This is a genomic window from Amycolatopsis sp. CA-128772 (genome assembly GCF_002904295.1).
Taxonomy (GTDB): domain Bacteria; phylum Actinomycetota; class Actinomycetes; order Mycobacteriales; family Pseudonocardiaceae; genus Amycolatopsis.
In genome coordinates, this window is record NZ_PPHG01000025.1 from 89,872 (window position 1) to 106,388 (window position 16,517).

The window sequence follows — 16,517 nt, forward strand, 5'->3', positions numbered from 1 at the left end:
TCAGCGGATCCCCTGCTCGTGCAGCCAGCCGAGGACGGCGCCGGCGACGTCCCGCCAGCCGCTGTCGATGGTCAGCGAGTGGCCGCGGCCCTCGAACTGCTTCAGCTCGGTCACCGCGGCCGAGTCGCGGTACTGCTTGAACGTCGAGCGGGTGACCACGTCCGGGACGGTGTGGTCCGCGGTCCCGGAGATCAGCAGCAGCGGGCCGCGGTCCGCGCGGCGGGTGTCGACCCGGGCCTGGGAGTGCAGCACGAAGTTGGCCGCCGCGGCCTGGAACAGCGGGCGGGCCGGGGACGGGATCGTCCAGCGCCGGTGCAGCTCCGCCGACTCCTCGTCGGTCAGCGCGTTGCCGAAGCCGAACCGGAACTCCTTCTCGGTCAGCGACACCGACCGGTGCAGGTTCGCCGGGTTGCCCAGCGCGGGCAGGCCGGCGCGCAGCTGGGCCAGCGGCAGCGGCAGGACGCCCTTGATCTGGGCGGGGTCGATGGCGACGCCGGCCAGGCCGATCCCCTGCCCGAGCAGCTTCTCGGTGATCAGGCCGCCGAAGGAGTGGCCGATGATCACCGGCGGCCGCGGGAGGCCGGCGATGATCGACGCGAAGTGGTCCGTCGCGTCGTCGATGCCGGTGTCCGCGACGGCCTCCGGGTTCGCCCGGGCCAGCTCGACGGTCTCGGGCTCGTGCGGCCAGCCGGGTGCGACCGGGTCGTACCCGGCCGCCCGGAAGTGTTCGATCCAGGGGTGCCACGAGGTGGCGTGCAGCCACAGACCATGGACAAACACCACGGGGGTGCCCGGGTCGGCCATCGGATCCTCCAGTTCGCGGGAGCGTTCCCCGGAAGCCAACACCAGGCCCGGCCGCCGCGTCCAAGACCTGTTGCGCGCGCATCGATAGCCGTGGTGGCATCGTCGGTGTCCGGCTCCACCCCTGCGCGCGGAAGGCATGCATGGACCTCGACCTGCGGCTGGTGCGGTACTTCGTCACCGTGGCCGACGAGCTGCACTTCGGACGCGCCGCCGCCAAGCTGTTCATCAGCCAGCCGACGCTGTCCAAGCAGATCCGCAAGCTCGAAGCCGACGTCGGCGGGCCGCTGCTGGTCCGCGACAGCCGTCACGTCGCCCTCACCCCGCGCGGCGACCGGTTCCTGCACCTCGCCCGGCAGCTGCTGGCCACCGCGGACCGGATGCTGCGCGAGCCCGCGCCGCACCACCTGCGGATGGCGCACATCTTCGAGCTGGACACGAGCCGGGTGATCGCCGACGCCTTCCACGCGGCCCACCCCGGCGTCCGGCTCGTGCAGAGCCAGCTGGACAGCGGCCGCCAGCTCACCGCGCTGCTCGAGGACCATCTGGACGTGGCGATCATCCGCGTCACGGGCGCGATGCAGGCGGCGCACCCGGCGGGGTGGCGGCACGAGCTGCTGCGCCTGGAGCCGTTCTGGCTGGTCGGCCGGCCCGGCGACCCGCACCGGACGTCGGTGTCGGTGCACGAGCGTCCGCTGGAGGTCTTCGCGGACGCCCCCGGCACGCCGCTGTACAACGTGCACGGGCGGTACCTGAGCTCGCTGGAACGGCACACCGGCCTGGCCCTGAACTGGCTGGGCAACCCGGGCACGTTCGAAACCTGCCACGCGGCGATCACCCGCGCGGCCGGGCGCGCGTACCTGCTGGAGTTCGACAGCTACGCCCGCCGCTGTTCGGCGCTGGGCCTCCCCGCCCACCGGCCGCAGGAACTGCAACCGGTCTACCCGTGGTCGGTGGCCTGGCGCGAGGGCGAGCAGCCGGAGGCCGTCGAGGCGTTCCTCGAGGTGGCGAAGGCCACCGCAGCCCGGCACCACTGGCTGCACCCCGAACGCGCCGGGACGGCGCCGCTGTGGGCACCGCCCGAGGACTTCGCGGTCGCACCGGAGCACGCTCCTGCCCCCGACGACGGCGGCCCGTAGCCTGGCGCTGGCGGCGTGGGTCCGCGCGAAGAACGAGCAGAGGAGTTCAGATGGAAGGGATCGACCCCTCGGTGCCGCCCAGTGGCACGGGGTGCGCGGACTGTGACGCCGCCGACCCGCAGGGCTGGTGGTTCCACCTCCGGCGCTGCGCCGCGTGCGGGCACATCGGCTGCTGCGACTCCTCCCCCGGCCAGCACGCCAGCGCCCACGCCGCGGCCACCGGCCACCGGGTGGTCCGCAGCTTCGAGCCCGGCGAAGAGTGGTTCTGGGACTACGACGAGCAGGCGATGTTCGCGTCCGGACCGGCCCTCGCCGAGCCGGCTCACCACCCGCTCGACCAGACCGCGCCGGGCCCGGCCGCCCGGGTCCCGGAGGACTGGGACCGGCACCTGCACCGCTGAACCGTCCCTGACCCCGGCGGCCGCGCCGATGCGGTTGAATGACCGGCGTGACGCTCGACGACTGGCTGGCTCACCTCGCTTCGGCGGCCGGCGACCGGGTCACCCTCGACCCCGCGCTCGTCGCCGGGCTCGCCGACGCGCTCGGGGTGGACGAACCCGAGCTGCTGGCGACCCTGCAGTGCCTGCTCGATTTTCACGCCGGAACCGCGACGGCGTACGAAATCCGCAGCGGGACCGGGCACGTGGACCTGGTCCCGGCGGTCGCCCGCGCCGCCGTGTTCGGGGCGATCACCACGACGGTTCTGCGGCACCTCGGGGCCGGCGCGCTGCCGGCCGGCACCCTGAGCGCGGTGGCGAGCCTGCTGTTCGCCGTGGAGCGAGCGGAACTCACCGCGAGCGAGCTCGTGGTGCACGGCGTGCTCGGCACGGCGGGCACGGCCCCGCAGGACCTGGCCACGCTCCACCGCGCCCTGCCGCCGGACGTCCGCGCCGGACTGACCGTGGCCGAGCTGGCCGACGTCGTGGCGCGCCTCGACCGCGCGGGACTGGCGCGGTGGCGCGGCGGCGAGGTCGTGCTGCGGCCGGCCGGCGGCCTGCGGACGATCCGCCTGGTGTGCCGGGAACCGGCGCCAGCGGTGGCGAGGTCCGGGCCGAAGGTGTTCATCTCGTACGCGCACGACGACGACGGGCACGAGGAGACCGTCCGGACCCTGGCGGAACTCCTGGTGCGCAACGGGATCGACGCCGACATGGACCAGTGGGCCGGGGTCGCGCGCCAGGACTGGCAGGCGTGGGCGACGAACCTCATCGCGAACGCCGACTTCGTGCTGGTCGTCGCGTCACCGGCCTACCGGCGCGCCGGCGACGGTTTCCTGCGGACGAACGACAACCGGGGCGTACAGGCCGAGTCGGCGACCATCCGCGACCTGCTGCACCGGAACCGGCACACCTACACCGCGAAGCTGCTGCCGGTGGTGCTGCCGGGCCACTCGATCGACGAGATCCCGCTGTTCCTCCAGCCCTACTGCGCCGACCGGTACCACGTCGACGAGCTCACCGACGCCGGCCTCGAAGACCTGGTGCGCGTGCTGACCGGGCAACCGCGGTACGTACGGCCCGCCCTCGGCTCGGTCCCCCGCCTGCCGCCTCGTTCCCTCCCGCCGGCGCGGCCCTGACCTGCCGGACCGACGCCGGCCCGGGCCGGCCGGACGGACGGGTGGACACGATGACCGAAGACAGGCCGTCGACCGGGCGCCCGGATGAGCGGGACCACGACGGAGCCGGCCGCGCCGCCGCCGCGCCGGGCTCATCCGCCGGCAGCCGGCCGTCCGGCTGGCCCGGGCTCACCCCTCGATGTCGGGGTGCCGGGCCGCCAGGGTCTCCGCGAGGTCCACGAGTTTGACGTTGAGGCGCTGCGACGTCCTTCTCAGCAGGTCGAACGCCTCCTCGGCGGTGATGCCCTGGCGTTGCATCAGGATGCCCTTGGCCTGGCCGATGACGTCGCGGGAGGTCACCGCGCGCCGCAGGTGCAGGCGCTCGAGGGCGGCCAGCTCGGCCGTCCGCGCGTGGGCCATGGCCAGTGAGGCGTGGGTGGCCAGCAGCAGGGCGGTGTGCCGGTCCGCGAGGTCCAGGCCGCGCACTTCGCGCGAGTAGAGGTTCAGGGCCCCGGCCACCACGCCGCCGCCGTCCCCGGGCTGCAAAGCCGTCGAAATGATCGAGCGCAGGCCCTGGCCGGCCGCGGCGGCGGTGAAGGACGGCCAGCGGTCTTCGGTGCCGAGGTCCTCGCTGACCACGTAACCGGGCCCGTCCGGCAGCGCGGCGGACAGGCACGGGCCCTCACCGCTGCGGTACTGGACCTGGTCCAGGTCGCTCGCCACCGGTGTCGTTTCGACCGGGGTGAAGAACGCGCCGTCGGCGGCCTGGAGCGTGATGCTGACCAGGTCCGCACCGGCCACGACCCGCACCGCGGCGTCGACGATGTGCCGCAGCGCGTCCGCCACCGTGGTGTCCCCCAGCAGCGTGCCGGTCAGCTCTTCGAACCCGGCGAGGGACGTTTCGAACCCGCCGGCGGGGCGGCGGCCGGCCACCGCCGCTTCGAGGTCGGCGAACCACTCGAGCCCGGCGAGGTCCAGCACCCGCGCCACCGCGCTCGCGGGCCGGGCCACGAGCCGGACGCGCTCGGCGCTTTCCAGCACGAAGGCGGCCAGCGTCCGGGCGGCTCGCGCGGACAGCAGGTCGACCTCCCGCGCGTCGAGCACGACGACGCCGGCCGACCCGGCGACGGCGGTGTGCAGGGACTGCACGACTCCGGCCGTGGCGGCCGCGTCCAGACTGCCTTCGGGCCGCAGCACGAGTGTCTCCCGCAGCGCTACCGGCTCGACGTCGAGTTCGTCCACCCTGGGCACCTCTCAGCCGTAGTCCCCCTCCGCGTACCCGGACGAGCGCGGTTCCATGCTCCGGCCGGCGAACCGCGTCAGGAGAGCCCGGTGAGCAACTTGGTCACCGTGTCGTCGGCGGCGGCCAGGCGCAGCACCTGACCGAGCCGGCACACTTCGACGGCCCGCCGGACCACCGGCGAAGGCACCAGCAGGAATCCGGTTCCGCGGTCCGCGCACTCCTCGCTGACGAGGAGCAGGGTCCGCAGCCCGGAACTGCCGCAGAACGTCACGTCGCTCAAGTCGGCGATCACCCGCGTGGTTTCCGGTAGCGCCGCGAGCAGGGCGTCGAACAGCGGATCACTGTTCGAACTGTCGATTTCCCCGCGCACGGCGACCACGGCCACCGAATCCGCGACCCGGCGCACGCTGATGCCGATTCCGGTCGAACCACCGCAGGTCACCCGCCACTGTCGCATCGAACTCACCCCTGATCATGGTTCAGTGCGGTAGGAGGGCCAAGGTAGACCGCGCAGCTCAGGCGAAGCAACCGCACGCTGCCGATTCCCGCTTTCGTGGGACGAAATGCCCGCGCGACGGCATTTGCGGTCCCTCGGGTGTGATTGACCGACCGCGGCGCTCCGGCGGACGGAAATCGGCCGCGGAAACGGCCGGCCGAGCGAAACCACGCAGGTCTTCCCGGTTGTCCGCGCGCGCCCCGGGTATGCGACCCGGATGACCGACAACCGAGATCCGTCGCTCCCGCCGGGCACCACCGTCCGGCAGTTCACCGACGAACTGGTGGGCGCCGCGCTGGCGGGCGCCTGCGACGACGTGGCGGACGCCCTGGGCGTCCTGGCCCGCGCGAACCCGGGCCGCATCCCGGCGGCGGTCGCCGGCGAGCTGGTGACCCGGTGCACCAGCGCGGTCCGCGCCCATCAGCGCACCCACGTGGACGCGCTGTTCACCGTCATGGTGGAGGACGAGCGGGGCGACCCGGCCTCGGTGGAACGCCTGCCGCGCGGACCGAGAGCGGCGCTGCGCGCGGTCCTCGCGGCCCTCAACGACGACGAGCCGAGCCGCGACATCCACGTGGCCCTGGCCACCCGCGGCACCCCGGCGGACCTGGTCGGCGTGCTCAGCCACCTGCTGGTCTGGCTGGTCGAGCTGTCCGCGCCGTCGGCCGCGGAGTTCCCGCTGCTGAGCTGCTTCGCCGACTGACGACCGCCGGTCACCCACCGCCGGGGACCGCTCCCACCGGGCCGAGCGCCGCCAGCAGATCACGAGCGCACGCCCGAGCCGCGTACACCGCCGGCCCGCGATACCCCGGACCCGCGTGCCGAGCCGGGTCGAGCAACCCCTCCGCCCGCCGCGCGGCCGCCGCCGCGTCACCCCTGCTCCCGCCGCCGGCCAGCACCCCGCACGCCCCGGCGAGTTCGGCGACCGCGTCACCCAGCGCGCCCGGCAGCCGTTCCCCCGCCTCGACCGCCGCGCGGGCGACGCGGACCAAGCTCAGGACCGCGTTGGCCTGCAGCGTCAGGTGCCTGCCACGGGCGATGGCCTCGTCGACGCTCGCCCGTGCGCGCCACCGGCGGGGCGCGACGCGGACCACCTGGCGGGCCGTTCCGCGGGCCTGATCCAGGGCCGCCAGGCGGGCGTGGATGCGCTGGCCCACCGCCAGCTCGCGATCCGCGTCCGCTTCGACCTCGCCCTCGAGCCGGAGACCGGACAGCGCGTCACGAAGCTCGGCGAACAGGTCCCGCTCGGCTCCGGCCAGCAGGCGGTGCGGGTCCGCGGGCAGCAGCAGGACCCCGATCACCACCACGACACCGCCGCCGATCAGCGCGTCGACCAGCCGTTCCGTGCCGGATCCGGGCTGGTGCAGGGCCAGGATGAGGATCGCCGACGCCGCCGTCTGGTTGACGAACATCAGCCCCTGGCCGAACGGGCCGCCGCCGAACGCCAGTGCGCCGTACACCGCGCACAGCGCCGCCAGGGCGAACGCCAGGGCACCGGTCCCGGCCACCGCCTCGACCAGCGAGCCGAGCGCGATGCCCAGCGCCACCCCGCTCATCAGCTGCACCGCGCGCTGGCCGCGCAGCACGTCGCTGGCCGACAACGAGACCGCCGCCGCGATCGGCGCGAAAAACGGCTGCGGGTGCCCGAGCAGGTCGTGGGCGACGAACCACGAGACGCTCACCGCGACCGCGGTCTGGGCCACCGCCCACCGTGCCCGCCGGAACCGGCCGGCGGCCGCCCGGGCCGCCGCGCGCAGCGTCACGATCATGCCGCGGGGTTACCCGGAACAGCGCCCGCCAAGCCCCGGGGGGTCAGCCGGGACCGGACGCGGCCAGCCGCTCCTGCACGCGGGCGTGGCGGAACTGGTAGACGCCGCCGGCCTGCCGGAGCACGCCGCGGCGGTGGGCGTCGTCGAGGAAGTGCATGAGGCGCCAGGGAAGGCGGCCGGTCGCGGCGAGCCAGACGTGGTGGACGAAGTAGTTGCCCCACGCGCGCGTCACCAGGACCGCCGGCCCGATGCCGCCGCCGAAGCACACGCCGACCACGAACGGCAGCACCGGGTTCGTCGCCGGCGGGAACACCTGGCCGCCGGCGATCGCGCCGGCGAGGCCGTAGCAGACCGCGGCGACCCCGCGGGCCATGAAGAACCCGAACAGCGCGCCCGCCAGCCCGCCCGCGAGGGCCAGCGCGAGGTCGTAGCGGCCGCCCAGCACCGGCAGGAACCGCGTCTGCGCGGTGAACGCGAACGCCATCCCGTCGAACAACCCCAGCGACACCAGGAAGAAAACGGACAACGCGATCGCGCCGGTCCGTTCGTTGCGCAGGATCGTCGCCGGGCCGGCCACGCGGCTGGCGTCGACCGGTTCCGCCAGCCACACGTGCACCGCGAACACCATGCCGAACACCAGGGCCAGGACCACGACCAGGCCGGTGGCCAGGGACCAGCCCAGGCCGAGCAGGACATCCACGACGGCGCCGATCGCGAACCGGCCGGCGAACTTCCCGGCCGCGCCGGCGAACCGGAGTTCCGTGCGCAGCGGCTCCGGCGCGCGCCCGAAGCGGTGGGTCAGGTAGGCGGCGCCGCCGAAGGACAGGCCGTAGATCGCGGCCAGTCCCGGACCCTCGTCCACCCAGCCGGTGGCGACGAAGAACAGCGCGATCAGCACGCCGATCAGCCCCGACCGGGTGCGGACGGGCACCGCCCGGTACAGCTGCCACCAGGCCAGGTCGCGGCTGCGTGCCTGCTCGAGGTGCCGGGCCAGGAAGCCGAGCCAGTGCGCCGCCTGCTCCGCGGTGTACCGCCCGGACGGGCTGGTCTCCGGGTTGCGGCCCGGCGGCTGCGGCACCTGCGCGTAGGTGTTGGGGACGAACGAATCGAGCAGCCGTCCTTCGAGGGCTCCGGCGTCTCCGGCGTCGAGCAGCTCCGCGGGATCGGCGCCGGGGCGGCCGTAGGCGATCCGCGCGAGGTCGACCATCAGCGGCGTCCGCAGCACCCGGCCCAGTGGCGCGTCCGGCTCCCGGCGCAGCCGCTCGGCCACCGGGAGCCAGTGGTCCCGGTCGGCCCCCTGCCGCGCGGAGAGGTAGGTGAGCGCTTCCCGGCGGTCGACGGGCTCGAGCCGCACCACGGTGGCGCCGCTGAGCACCGGCCCGGATGCGCGCCGGACCTGCTCGTACTCGGCCGACCGGCTGGTCAGCACCAGCGAGCGGCCCACGGCCATGGTCTGGTCCAGCGCGTCGAGCGCGGCGGCACGCAGGCCGGTCGGCATCTCGTCGAGCCCGTCCAGCACCGGGAGGACGTGGCCGCCGAGGACGAGCCGGGTGGGGGCGTCCCGGCCGTACTCCCGGGTGGTGAGCAGCGCGGGGTGGTTGGCGGCGAGCCGGCCCGCCAGCCACCGGTCGAGGTGCTCGCGCCGCGGATCCCAGGAGGCCGGTGACAGCAGGACCGGGACGGGCGCGCCCGGCGCGCGGACGCGCAGCAGCTCCAGCGTCAGCACGAGGGCCAGCACCGACTTGCCGGAACCGGGCTCGCCGAGCACGACGAGCTGCGGCACCGGCAACGCGGCGAAGGCACCGGCGATGTCGTCGAGCTCGCCCCGGCCCGGGCCCGCGGCGGCCGACCAGCGCAGCGCGATCGGCTGCGGCCGGTGCAGCGAACGCAGCTCGGCTTCGGCGCGCCACTGCCACGTGACGGCTTCGGCCAGCTCGGTGACCGCGCGGTCGAAGTGGTGCTCCGGCGGGGTTTGCGGCGCCGGCTCTTGCTCTGGTTCGGCGGCCGGCTCGCTGGGCGCGGCTTCGGTGAGGATCCGGTCGTGGAGCCGGCGCAGGTCGGGGTTCGGGTCGACGCCGAGCTCGTCGGCCAGCCGGCGGCGCAGGCCGTGGAAGAGCGTCGACGCCTCGGCGCAGCGCCCTTCTTCGGCGAGCGCGCGCATCAGGAGGAGGTGGGCCAGTTCGCGGATCGGGTGCTCACCGCAGAACTCGGTCAGCCGGCGGACGACGTCCCCCGTTTCGCCGAGCCGCAGCTGCCATCCGGCGCAGAGTCCCACGGCTTCGGCGCGCTGCTCGTCGAGCCCGGCGGCCCGGCCGGCCAGGGTGGTGGCGCGCAGGCCGTCGAGCGCCGGCCCCCGCCACAAGGCGAGCCCGGCGCGGATTTCCTCGACGGCGTCGACGAGTTTCGCCTGCCCGGCAAGCCCGCGGGCGGCCGCGACGTGCCGGCGGAACCGGAGGGCGTCGAGGTCGTCGGCGTCGGTCTGCAGCCGGTGACCGGGGCCGTCGGTGACGATCGACGCGCCGGCCTCGCCGAGCCGGCTGCGCAGCGCCGAAACGGAGTTCCGCACCTGCTTCACGGCCGTCACGGGCGGCTCGTCCTCCCAGAGCGCGTCGACCATCCGCTCGACCGGCACGACGGAGTTGGCGTTGAGCAGCAGGGCGGCGAGCGCGCGCTGCTGGCGCGGGCTGGCCAGCGCGACCCGGTCCCCGTGGGCGCGCACTTCCAGCGTCCCGAGAATCCGGAACCTCATCGCGTTCCCCCTCGCTCCCAGACGGTCGCCCCTTCCGGAACCCGCAGGTGAACCGACGCGAGGACGAAACGAGGACGGCGTCCGGAACCGCAGGGCCACGGCGAAAGAGGGGGAATGCCGGGGCGACCCGGTGGCGGGCGCGTCGTTGGGGGTCGCGCCCTCCACCGGGACCGCTCGGGGCCCGCGCGACCAGCCCAGGCCCCAGCCGAACTCCGTGCCGCCGCCGTTGGGCACCAGCATCACGATCTGCGACGCGAACAGCAGCCCCTAGAATGCCGTCACCAGCAACGCGCCCGCTTCTTCGCCACGCCGGTGCAGCCGCACGACCAGCCACACCGCGGGCCCGGCGAGCACCGCCGCCACCCCGACCGCCACCGCCACCGCCAGCGACCAGGGCGCCAGCTCCGAAGCCCGGTTGACCAGCCCGGAACATCACTGCCTCGAGCGCCACGAACGTGCGCAGGGCCCGCTGGAACACGGCGGCCGCGCACCCGGCGCCGGTGGCGTGCCGTGTCCCGGCGGGCGGCCGTGAGCGGGACTGGACAGAAGCTGGACAATCCGCCACGCGGGCCGCCGGGCCGCAATTCTTGCTGTTCAATCGGACTGATTCCGCCGGCAGAACGAGGAAACAGCTGGATGAACACCGGAGAACACCCGCGGGTCTTCATCAGTTATGCGCACGACTCGGCCGCCCACCAGGATCTCGTCCGGCAGTTTGCCACTTTCCTGCAGGCACAGCTGGGTGTCGAGGTGTTTTTCGACCAATGGGTCGACGGCCACCGGCTGGACTGGTCGCTGTGGGCCGCCCAGCACCTCACCAAGGCCGACTTCGTGCTGGCCATCGCCTCGCCCGCCTACAAACGCCGTGCCGAGGGCGACGAGGTTCCCGACGTCGGCCGGGGCTCGCAGTTCGAGGCGGCGATGATCAGGGACAACCTGACCAGGGACCTGCCGCGGGAAACCCGGCGAATTCTTCCCGTGGTCCTTCCCGGGCGGAGCGTCGCCGAGATCCCCTCGTTCCTCAACGCCCATTCCACCACCCGGTACGAGATCACGGAATTCACCCTCGAAGGAACCGCGAGCCTGCTGGCCGCGTTCACCGGCGTCCCCCGCTTCGCGCCACCGAGAATCGGCGACTGGGTCGGCGCCCGGACGGCCGGACGGCCGGCCTCGGGGGCACAGCTGCTCACCACGGTGCTCAGCCCGGTCGCCAGCACGTCGGACATCCGGTTCACCGGCGCCGAGATCGACGGGATGCACCGGGGCAGCAGCATCGTCTACCGGCCGCAGCTGTTCGCCAACGACCCCCGCGGCGTCGTCGAGTTCAACCTGAGCCGCCGGTACCGGCGGTTCGAGTCGGTCGCCGGGGTGCTCGACGACGCCGACGAGGCCGACCAGGTGGGCTACTTCCAGGTATTCCTCGACAACGTGCCCCAAGGCCAGTTCGAGGCCCGCCTCGGCAGGCCGGCCTGGATCCAGTGCGACGTCATCAACGTGCTGCGGATGAAGCTCGTCGCCTGGCGGCCCGGGATGACGCTGCACCCGCTGGCCGCCGGGGCGGCGATGGCGGTCGGCCGGTCGAACCGGCTGCCGTCGCTGGGCTGGGGCGACCCCACCCTGGTCGAATAGCGGGCAAGGGGGCCCGGCGCGAATGCGCGCCGGGCCCCCTTGCTGCTGTGCTCAGCTGGTCGTCGTCGGCGTCGGCGCCTCTCCCGGCAGGCCGAGCAGCTTCGCCTCGCCCAGGTCGAAGGCGTCACCTCCGACACCGTTGTTGCAGGTGGGGTTGGCGACCTGCCAGGACAGCCGCAGCCGCAGCACGCCGCTCAGGTCGACGTCGACGGGGGTCGCTTTGCCCAGTTCCAAGGTCACGGACTTCAGCTTGCGGCCGTCCCCGAACACCTCGAACTGCACCTTCAGGCCCGCGTCCCCGGAGTTGTCGTCCATTCCCGCCGTCGAGACGAACCGGCGGTACCCCTTCGACACGTTGTACTCGATCGCGCCTGTGTCGCGGCAGTACGAGACGCCCTTCGAAACCGTGTGCAGGTAGCTCTTCCCCGCGATGTTCCCCGGCTGGCTGTCGTTCGACCAGGAACTGCCGTTGACCGGCCGCAGGTCGGCCAGGTAGACCTCGACGGCGGACTGCGCCACGGTCAGTTTGATGTGCCCGGTCAACGCCGCACCCGCCCTCGGGTCCTGGCCGATCACCGTACCCGGGGCCGCGGTCTGCTCGATGGAGTCGACCGTCTCGATCTGGATGCCGTTGCCCAGCAGGTCCTGCGCCTCCGCCAGCTTCTTGCCGACCAGGTCGGGGGCGACGGTCGGAGCGGCCGAGGTGGTGGTCGTGGCCACTTCCGAGGACGTTGCCGCCACCGGCGGAGCCGGCGCGGCAACGGACGGGGCCGCAGCGGGCGCCGACCCGGAGCCGACGCTCAGTGCCGTGATGGTCCCGGCGACCGCCAGCACCCCGACGATCGCGAGGGGCACCAGCTTCTTCTTCCGCCGCCGGGGCGGCGGCGGGGCGACGTAGGGAGTGTCGAACACCGTGTCTCCGATCCCCGGCGGCGGCGTCGCCCCGGACTTGGTGCCGTGCCGCCCGTAGGTCGGCACCGGTGGGCGCTCCAGCCGTGGCCCGACCGGGCTGTTCGCCAGGTCCGGCACGATCGCTTCGAGCACCGCACCGATCCGGTCGGCGGCCGGGCGCAGCGCCGGGTCCACCGCGAGCAGCAGCCGCACGACCTCCCAGAGCGGATCCGGCATGTCACCCGGGCGGCCGGGCTCCTCGTCGTCGCGCCGGACGTATCCGGCGGGGAAGGGCACCACCCCGCAATAGAGCTCGTAAACCATGACACCGAGGGCGTAGAGATCCGTCGCACCGGTGGGCTCGCCACCGCCCACGATCTCCGGCGCGAGGTACTTCGACGCGCCCCGCATCGATACCTGCGGTTCCCGCGGAAGGACCCGGAACAACCCGGCGCCGACGAGCTTCGGGACCCGGACGGATCCGGAGTCGTCCATCAGGACGTTCTCCGGGCGCACGTCGCCGTGCACCGCCCCCACGCCGTGGATCGCGTGGAGGGCGGCGGCAACGCCGGCGGCGATCCGGGCGATCTCCTTCGGCAGCAGCGTCCCGGACGCGTCGAGGCGATCGCGCAGGGAACCGCCGGGCACCGCGTCCAGCACGAGCGTCACCACGTCGTCCTCGGTCAGGATGTCCTGCACCGTAACGAGGTTGCGGTCGACGAGTCCCAGCAGGACGGACTGCTCGCGCATGAAGGCGGCGCGCTCCCCGGAGAGGCCGGCCGGCAGCCGCCGGCACACGACCTCCCGGCCGGCCGGGTCCACCGCGGCCCGGATCGTCCCCCACGTGTCCCGCGCCAGTTCCGCACCGAGCCGGTACTGCCCGGCGAACTCAGGCTCCATTCTGTCCCACCCTCCATCAGGCACTCACCCATACGCACGACCTCACCCGGCGTCATGGCTCAACAGTCGGACACGACGTCACAGTCGCTACCGGCACCCGGGAATCTCCCGGTAACTGTCATGGTTCTGACCAGTTTTCCGGAGGAAAGCCGCACGGAATCCGGCGCCGGGGTGGAGTGCTGACATCACGTTTCGGGGCGCGGTGAAGCGGCCGCGTAACGACCTGGAGGACCCCGGCGACTGCCGGGATCAAAATGTTCGAACGGACGGCCGTGGAATACCGGAAGGACTTTCCGCCTGTTCATGACCCGAGGAGCAGAACATGACCATCGGACAGCAGCCGGCCGGCACCCGCCCCGCAACTCCCTACAGCCGCGCAACGCTGCGTTACTTCACCGCCATCCCGGGAATGCGAGCCCGGATCGCCTCCAGTTCGGCTTCGTCCGAAATTCCCTGGAAGTCGTAGCGCGGCGTGTACGGCGCCTCCAGTTCGCGGACCTCCGCGTCGCTCAGGACGACGTCCAGTGACGCCACCGCGTCGTCCAGCTGCTGCACCGAGCCCGCGCCGACCAGGGGGGCCGTCACCACCGGCCGGCGGTGCAGCCACGCCAGGGCGATCTGGGCCCGGCTCACGCCGCGCGCCTCCGCGAGCCGGCCGGCCGCCGCCACGATTGCGCGGTTCGAGGCTTCTTCCGCGGGTGAATACAGCATGTCGGCGAAGGCGGCGTCCGTTGTGGACCGGGCCGTCGACTTCGCGTCGTCCCAGGCGCGGGCCAGGCGGCCGCGGGCCAGGGGGCTCCAGATGATCGTGCCGACGCCTTCGTCCAGGCACAGCGGGATCATTTCGCGTTCCTCCTCGCGGGCCAGCAGGTTGTAGTGGTCCTGCATGGTCGCGAACCGCGCCCAGCCGTGCTGCTTCTGCAGGTTCAGCGCCTTCGCGAACTCCCACGCGTGCATGGACGACGCGCCGAGGTAGCGCACCTTGCCCGTCTTGACCAGGTCGCTGAGCGCTTCGAGGGTTTCCTCCAGCGGTGTCGCGTGGTCGTTGCGGTGGACCTGGTACAGGTCGATGTAGTCGGTGCCCAGGCGGCGCAGGGAATGGTCGACCTCGGTCATGATCGCCTTGCGGGACAGGCCGCGGCCGTTGGGGCCGGGCCGCATCGGGTGGCGCAGCTTGGTCGCGATCACCACGTCGTCGCGCACCGCGAAGTCCTTCAGCGCGCGGCCGAGGATCTCCTCGCTCGACCCGTTCGAGTACATGTTGGCCGTGTCGAAGAAGTTGATGCCCGCGGCCAGCGCGTGCTGGATCAGGGGCCGCGCCTGCTCCTCGCCGAGCGACCAGACGGGGTGGCCGCGGTCGGGTTCGCCGTAGCTCATCGCGCCGATCGCGATGGGCGAGACGTCCAGGCCGGTGGTGCCGAGCTTCACGTAACGCATGGAGAGCCTCCTCGGAAACTCGCGGAGGATCCTCCGCGAGTGACCGCCAAACTAGCGGAGGATTCTCCGCATGTCAAAGATGAGGCATGATCGGGCCATGACGGATGGGACGTACGGCACCCAGCGCAAGGCCGCCGCGCGCAACCGGGTCGCGATCATCGAAGCCGCCCACGAGCTGTTCGCGCAGAACCCGCTCGTGCCGCTGAGCGAGGTCGCCAAGCGCGCCGGCGTCGGCGCGGGCACGCTCTACCGCCACTTCCCCACCCGCGAAGACCTGATCCTCGCCGCCTACCAGCACGACATCGAGCGCCTGACCACCACCGCCGACGAAGTGCTGAGGCGCCACGCGTCGGCGAAGGCCGCCTTCGTCGAGTGGTTCGAGACGCTGTCCGCCTACATCCGCATCAAGCACGGCCTCGGTGACGCGCTGCACAGCGCCGCGGCCCAGGACGTGATCGACGCCGCCTGGGCCCCGACGTCGGCGGCGGTGGCGAAGCTCGTCGAGGCGTGCGTGGCCGAGGGCACGATCGCCCCCGGGCACGATCCGGCGGACATCATCATGCTGATGAGCTTCCTGTGGCGCGTCGCGAACGACGACGAAGGCGCCGCACAGGGGCGGCGCCTGATCGCCACGGTGTTTTCGGGCCTGCAGGCGCCTCCTCAGCCGGCCTGAGCCACGCGCCGGCTTCGCGCCCCCAGCCGCAGCGCGGAGACGAGGAAGAAGACGCCGCCCAGGGTCGCGTAACCCGCCAGCGCGGCAAGGGACGCACCGTCCGTTGTGGCCTGGAAGACGAAGGAAGCACCGGCCAGCACGGAAATCCCGCCGCTGAGGATCATCGGCCACTGGCCGCCGAGGCCGCGCCGGGCGACGCCCACGACGAGCTGGACGACGCCGGCGACGACGGCCCAGATCCCCCACACGCGCAGGACGGCGGGGATCCCGGACGAGGCGGCGACGGCCAGGCCGGCCGCGGCGAGCAGGCTGAGCGCGACGTTCACGTAGAGCGTCCCGGCCTTCGACGAACGGGCGTCGATCAGCGCGGCGGCCACGTCGAACAGCGGGTACAGGACCAGCAGGGCGACGCTCACCGGCCCGAGGGTCGACGCCGTGATGACCAGCAGGGCCGCCCAGACCAGGGCGAAGGCGAAGCGGACGAAGTAGAGCCGTCGCAGGGACTGGGCGATTTCGGTGTCCATGACATCTCCGGTAGATAGAACGATCTGTCTCGCTGGTGACTATGGCAGCACGGCGCCGCGGCCGTCAAGACCGACCGTTCTATCTGCTAGGCTGATCCGGGGAAGCGACCGCAAGGAGTGACTGGTGTCCGAAGCCCGAGCCCGGCTGCTCGCGTCGGCGAGCCGGCTGTTCTACACCGAGGGACTGCACTCGGTCGGCATCGACCGGGTCATCGCCGACGCCGGCGTCACCCGCGCCACGCTCTACCGGCACTTCCCCAGCAAGGACGACCTGCTGGTGGCGTACCTGTCCGCAGCCGACGAGCTCATCCGCACCCAGGTCACCGCGGCCCGGACCGAAGGCGGCGAACCGGCGGATGTCGTCCGCGCGGTGGCGGCCACGATCGCCGACGGCATCCGGTCCCCCGGCTTCCGCGGCTGCGCGTTCCTCAACGCGGCGGCCGAGTACCCGGACCCGGCCCACCCGGTGCACCAGGCGGTCCTGGCCCACCGGCAGTGGTTCCTGACCACGGTGACGGAGCTGCTCTCGGCCACCGGCGAGACGGCCCCGGAGCCGGCGGCGCAGCACTTCGTGATGCTCCGCGACGGCGCGATGGCGGCCGGGTGCCTGACCGACCCGGCGCCGATCTGCAGGACGTTCCTGCTCGGCGTGGAAGGGATCCTGCGGTACCGGGACGCCCCGGTCGCACCGAGATAGCCGCGCGGCGTCAC

The 16,517-nt window shown here is 73.1% G+C and carries 15 protein-coding genes and 1 pseudogene; 7 read left to right on the plus strand and 9 right to left on the minus strand.

What is annotated here, in order from left to right:
• Positions 1–804, minus strand: coding sequence for an alpha/beta hydrolase (locus tag C2L59_RS10675; RefSeq protein WP_103349367.1), 804 nt, complete (start codon positions 802–804; stop codon positions 1–3).
• Positions 805–944: 140 nt separating this feature from the next.
• Between C2L59_RS10675 and C2L59_RS10680 the strand changes: the two genes are divergently transcribed.
• From C2L59_RS10680 to C2L59_RS10690, 3 genes are read left to right on the plus strand one after another with little or no spacing between them, the layout of a single operon-like run.
• A complete protein-coding gene (locus C2L59_RS10680; protein ID WP_103349368.1) occupies positions 945–1,940 on the plus strand; it encodes a LysR family transcriptional regulator in 996 nt (331 codons plus the stop codon).
• 50 nt (positions 1,941–1,990) lie between these two features.
• Positions 1,991–2,341, plus strand: a complete 351-nt coding sequence (locus C2L59_RS10685) for a UBP-type zinc finger domain-containing protein (protein ID WP_103349369.1) — start codon at positions 1,991–1,993, stop codon at positions 2,339–2,341.
• Positions 2,342–2,388: 47 nt separating this feature from the next.
• Positions 2,389–3,516: a toll/interleukin-1 receptor domain-containing protein gene (locus C2L59_RS10690; RefSeq protein WP_146060306.1), complete on the plus strand. Its 1,128-nt coding sequence runs from the start codon at positions 2,389–2,391 to the stop codon at positions 3,514–3,516.
• Between the two features lie 168 nt (positions 3,517–3,684).
• Here C2L59_RS10690 and C2L59_RS10695 read toward each other — a convergent pair whose 3' ends face one another.
• Both C2L59_RS10695 and C2L59_RS10700 read right to left on the minus strand, forming a co-directional pair.
• Positions 3,685–4,737, minus strand: a complete 1,053-nt coding sequence (locus C2L59_RS10695; RefSeq protein ID WP_233223403.1) for an ANTAR domain-containing protein — start codon at positions 4,735–4,737, stop codon at positions 3,685–3,687.
• A 77-nt stretch (positions 4,738–4,814) separates the two neighbouring features.
• The gene (locus C2L59_RS10700; RefSeq protein WP_103349371.1) at positions 4,815–5,195 is read right to left on the minus strand and encodes an STAS domain-containing protein; all 381 of its coding nucleotides are present in this window, start codon (positions 5,193–5,195) and stop codon (positions 4,815–4,817) included.
• Positions 5,196–5,451: 256 nt separating this feature from the next.
• On the opposite strand from C2L59_RS10700, the gene C2L59_RS10705 reads away from it, so the two are divergent.
• Positions 5,452–5,937 carry a hypothetical protein gene (locus tag C2L59_RS10705; protein WP_103349372.1) on the plus strand — a complete coding sequence of 162 codons (486 nt, stop codon included), beginning with the start codon at positions 5,452–5,454 and terminating at the stop codon, positions 5,935–5,937.
• A 10-nt stretch (positions 5,938–5,947) separates the two neighbouring features.
• Here C2L59_RS10705 and C2L59_RS10710 read toward each other — a convergent pair whose 3' ends face one another.
• The 3 genes and pseudogenes from C2L59_RS10710 to C2L59_RS10720 all read right to left on the minus strand — a co-directional run.
• Positions 5,948–7,003, minus strand: a complete 1,056-nt coding sequence (locus C2L59_RS10710) for an FUSC family protein (protein WP_103349373.1) — start codon at positions 7,001–7,003, stop codon at positions 5,948–5,950.
• Between the two features lie 43 nt (positions 7,004–7,046).
• On the minus strand, positions 7,047–9,752 hold the full coding sequence (locus C2L59_RS50040; RefSeq protein WP_103349548.1) for a BTAD domain-containing putative transcriptional regulator: 2,706 nt from the start codon (positions 9,750–9,752) through the stop codon (positions 7,047–7,049).
• Between the two features lie 186 nt (positions 9,753–9,938).
• A pseudogene (locus C2L59_RS10720) lies at positions 9,939–10,181 on the minus strand (hypothetical protein); the annotation flags it as partial.
• Positions 10,182–10,388: 207 nt separating this feature from the next.
• Between C2L59_RS10720 and C2L59_RS10725 the strand changes: the two are divergent.
• Entirely contained in the window at positions 10,389–11,381 is a 993-nt protein-coding gene (locus tag C2L59_RS10725) for an SEFIR domain-containing protein (RefSeq protein ID WP_103349374.1), read from the plus strand.
• A gap of 51 nt (positions 11,382–11,432) precedes the next feature.
• On the opposite strand, the gene C2L59_RS10730 is transcribed toward C2L59_RS10725, so the two are convergent.
• Both C2L59_RS10730 and C2L59_RS10735 read right to left on the minus strand, forming a co-directional pair.
• Complete coding sequence (locus tag C2L59_RS10730) at positions 11,433–13,172, minus strand: protein kinase (RefSeq protein ID WP_103349375.1); 1,740 nt, start codon at positions 13,170–13,172, stop codon at positions 11,433–11,435.
• A gap of 387 nt (positions 13,173–13,559) precedes the next feature.
• Positions 13,560–14,609 carry an aldo/keto reductase gene (locus tag C2L59_RS10735; protein WP_103349376.1) on the minus strand — a complete coding sequence of 350 codons (1,050 nt, stop codon included), beginning with the start codon at positions 14,607–14,609 and terminating at the stop codon, positions 13,560–13,562.
• A gap of 97 nt (positions 14,610–14,706) precedes the next feature.
• On the opposite strand from C2L59_RS10735, the gene C2L59_RS10740 reads away from it, so the two are divergent.
• On the plus strand, positions 14,707–15,282 hold the full coding sequence (locus C2L59_RS10740) for a TetR/AcrR family transcriptional regulator (RefSeq protein ID WP_103349377.1): 576 nt from the start codon (positions 14,707–14,709) through the stop codon (positions 15,280–15,282).
• Here C2L59_RS10740 and C2L59_RS10745 read toward each other — a convergent pair.
• Positions 15,270–15,806, minus strand: coding sequence for a hypothetical protein (locus tag C2L59_RS10745; RefSeq protein ID WP_103349378.1), 537 nt, complete (start codon positions 15,804–15,806; stop codon positions 15,270–15,272). The two genes, C2L59_RS10740 and C2L59_RS10745, sit on opposite strands and share 13 nt — an antisense overlap.
• Before the next feature lie 124 nt (positions 15,807–15,930).
• Here C2L59_RS10745 and C2L59_RS10750 point away from each other — a divergent pair, with 124 nt between their 5' ends.
• Positions 15,931–16,503, plus strand: coding sequence for a TetR/AcrR family transcriptional regulator (locus C2L59_RS10750; protein WP_103349379.1), 573 nt, complete (start codon positions 15,931–15,933; stop codon positions 16,501–16,503).
• Positions 16,504–16,517: the final 14 nt, after the last annotated feature.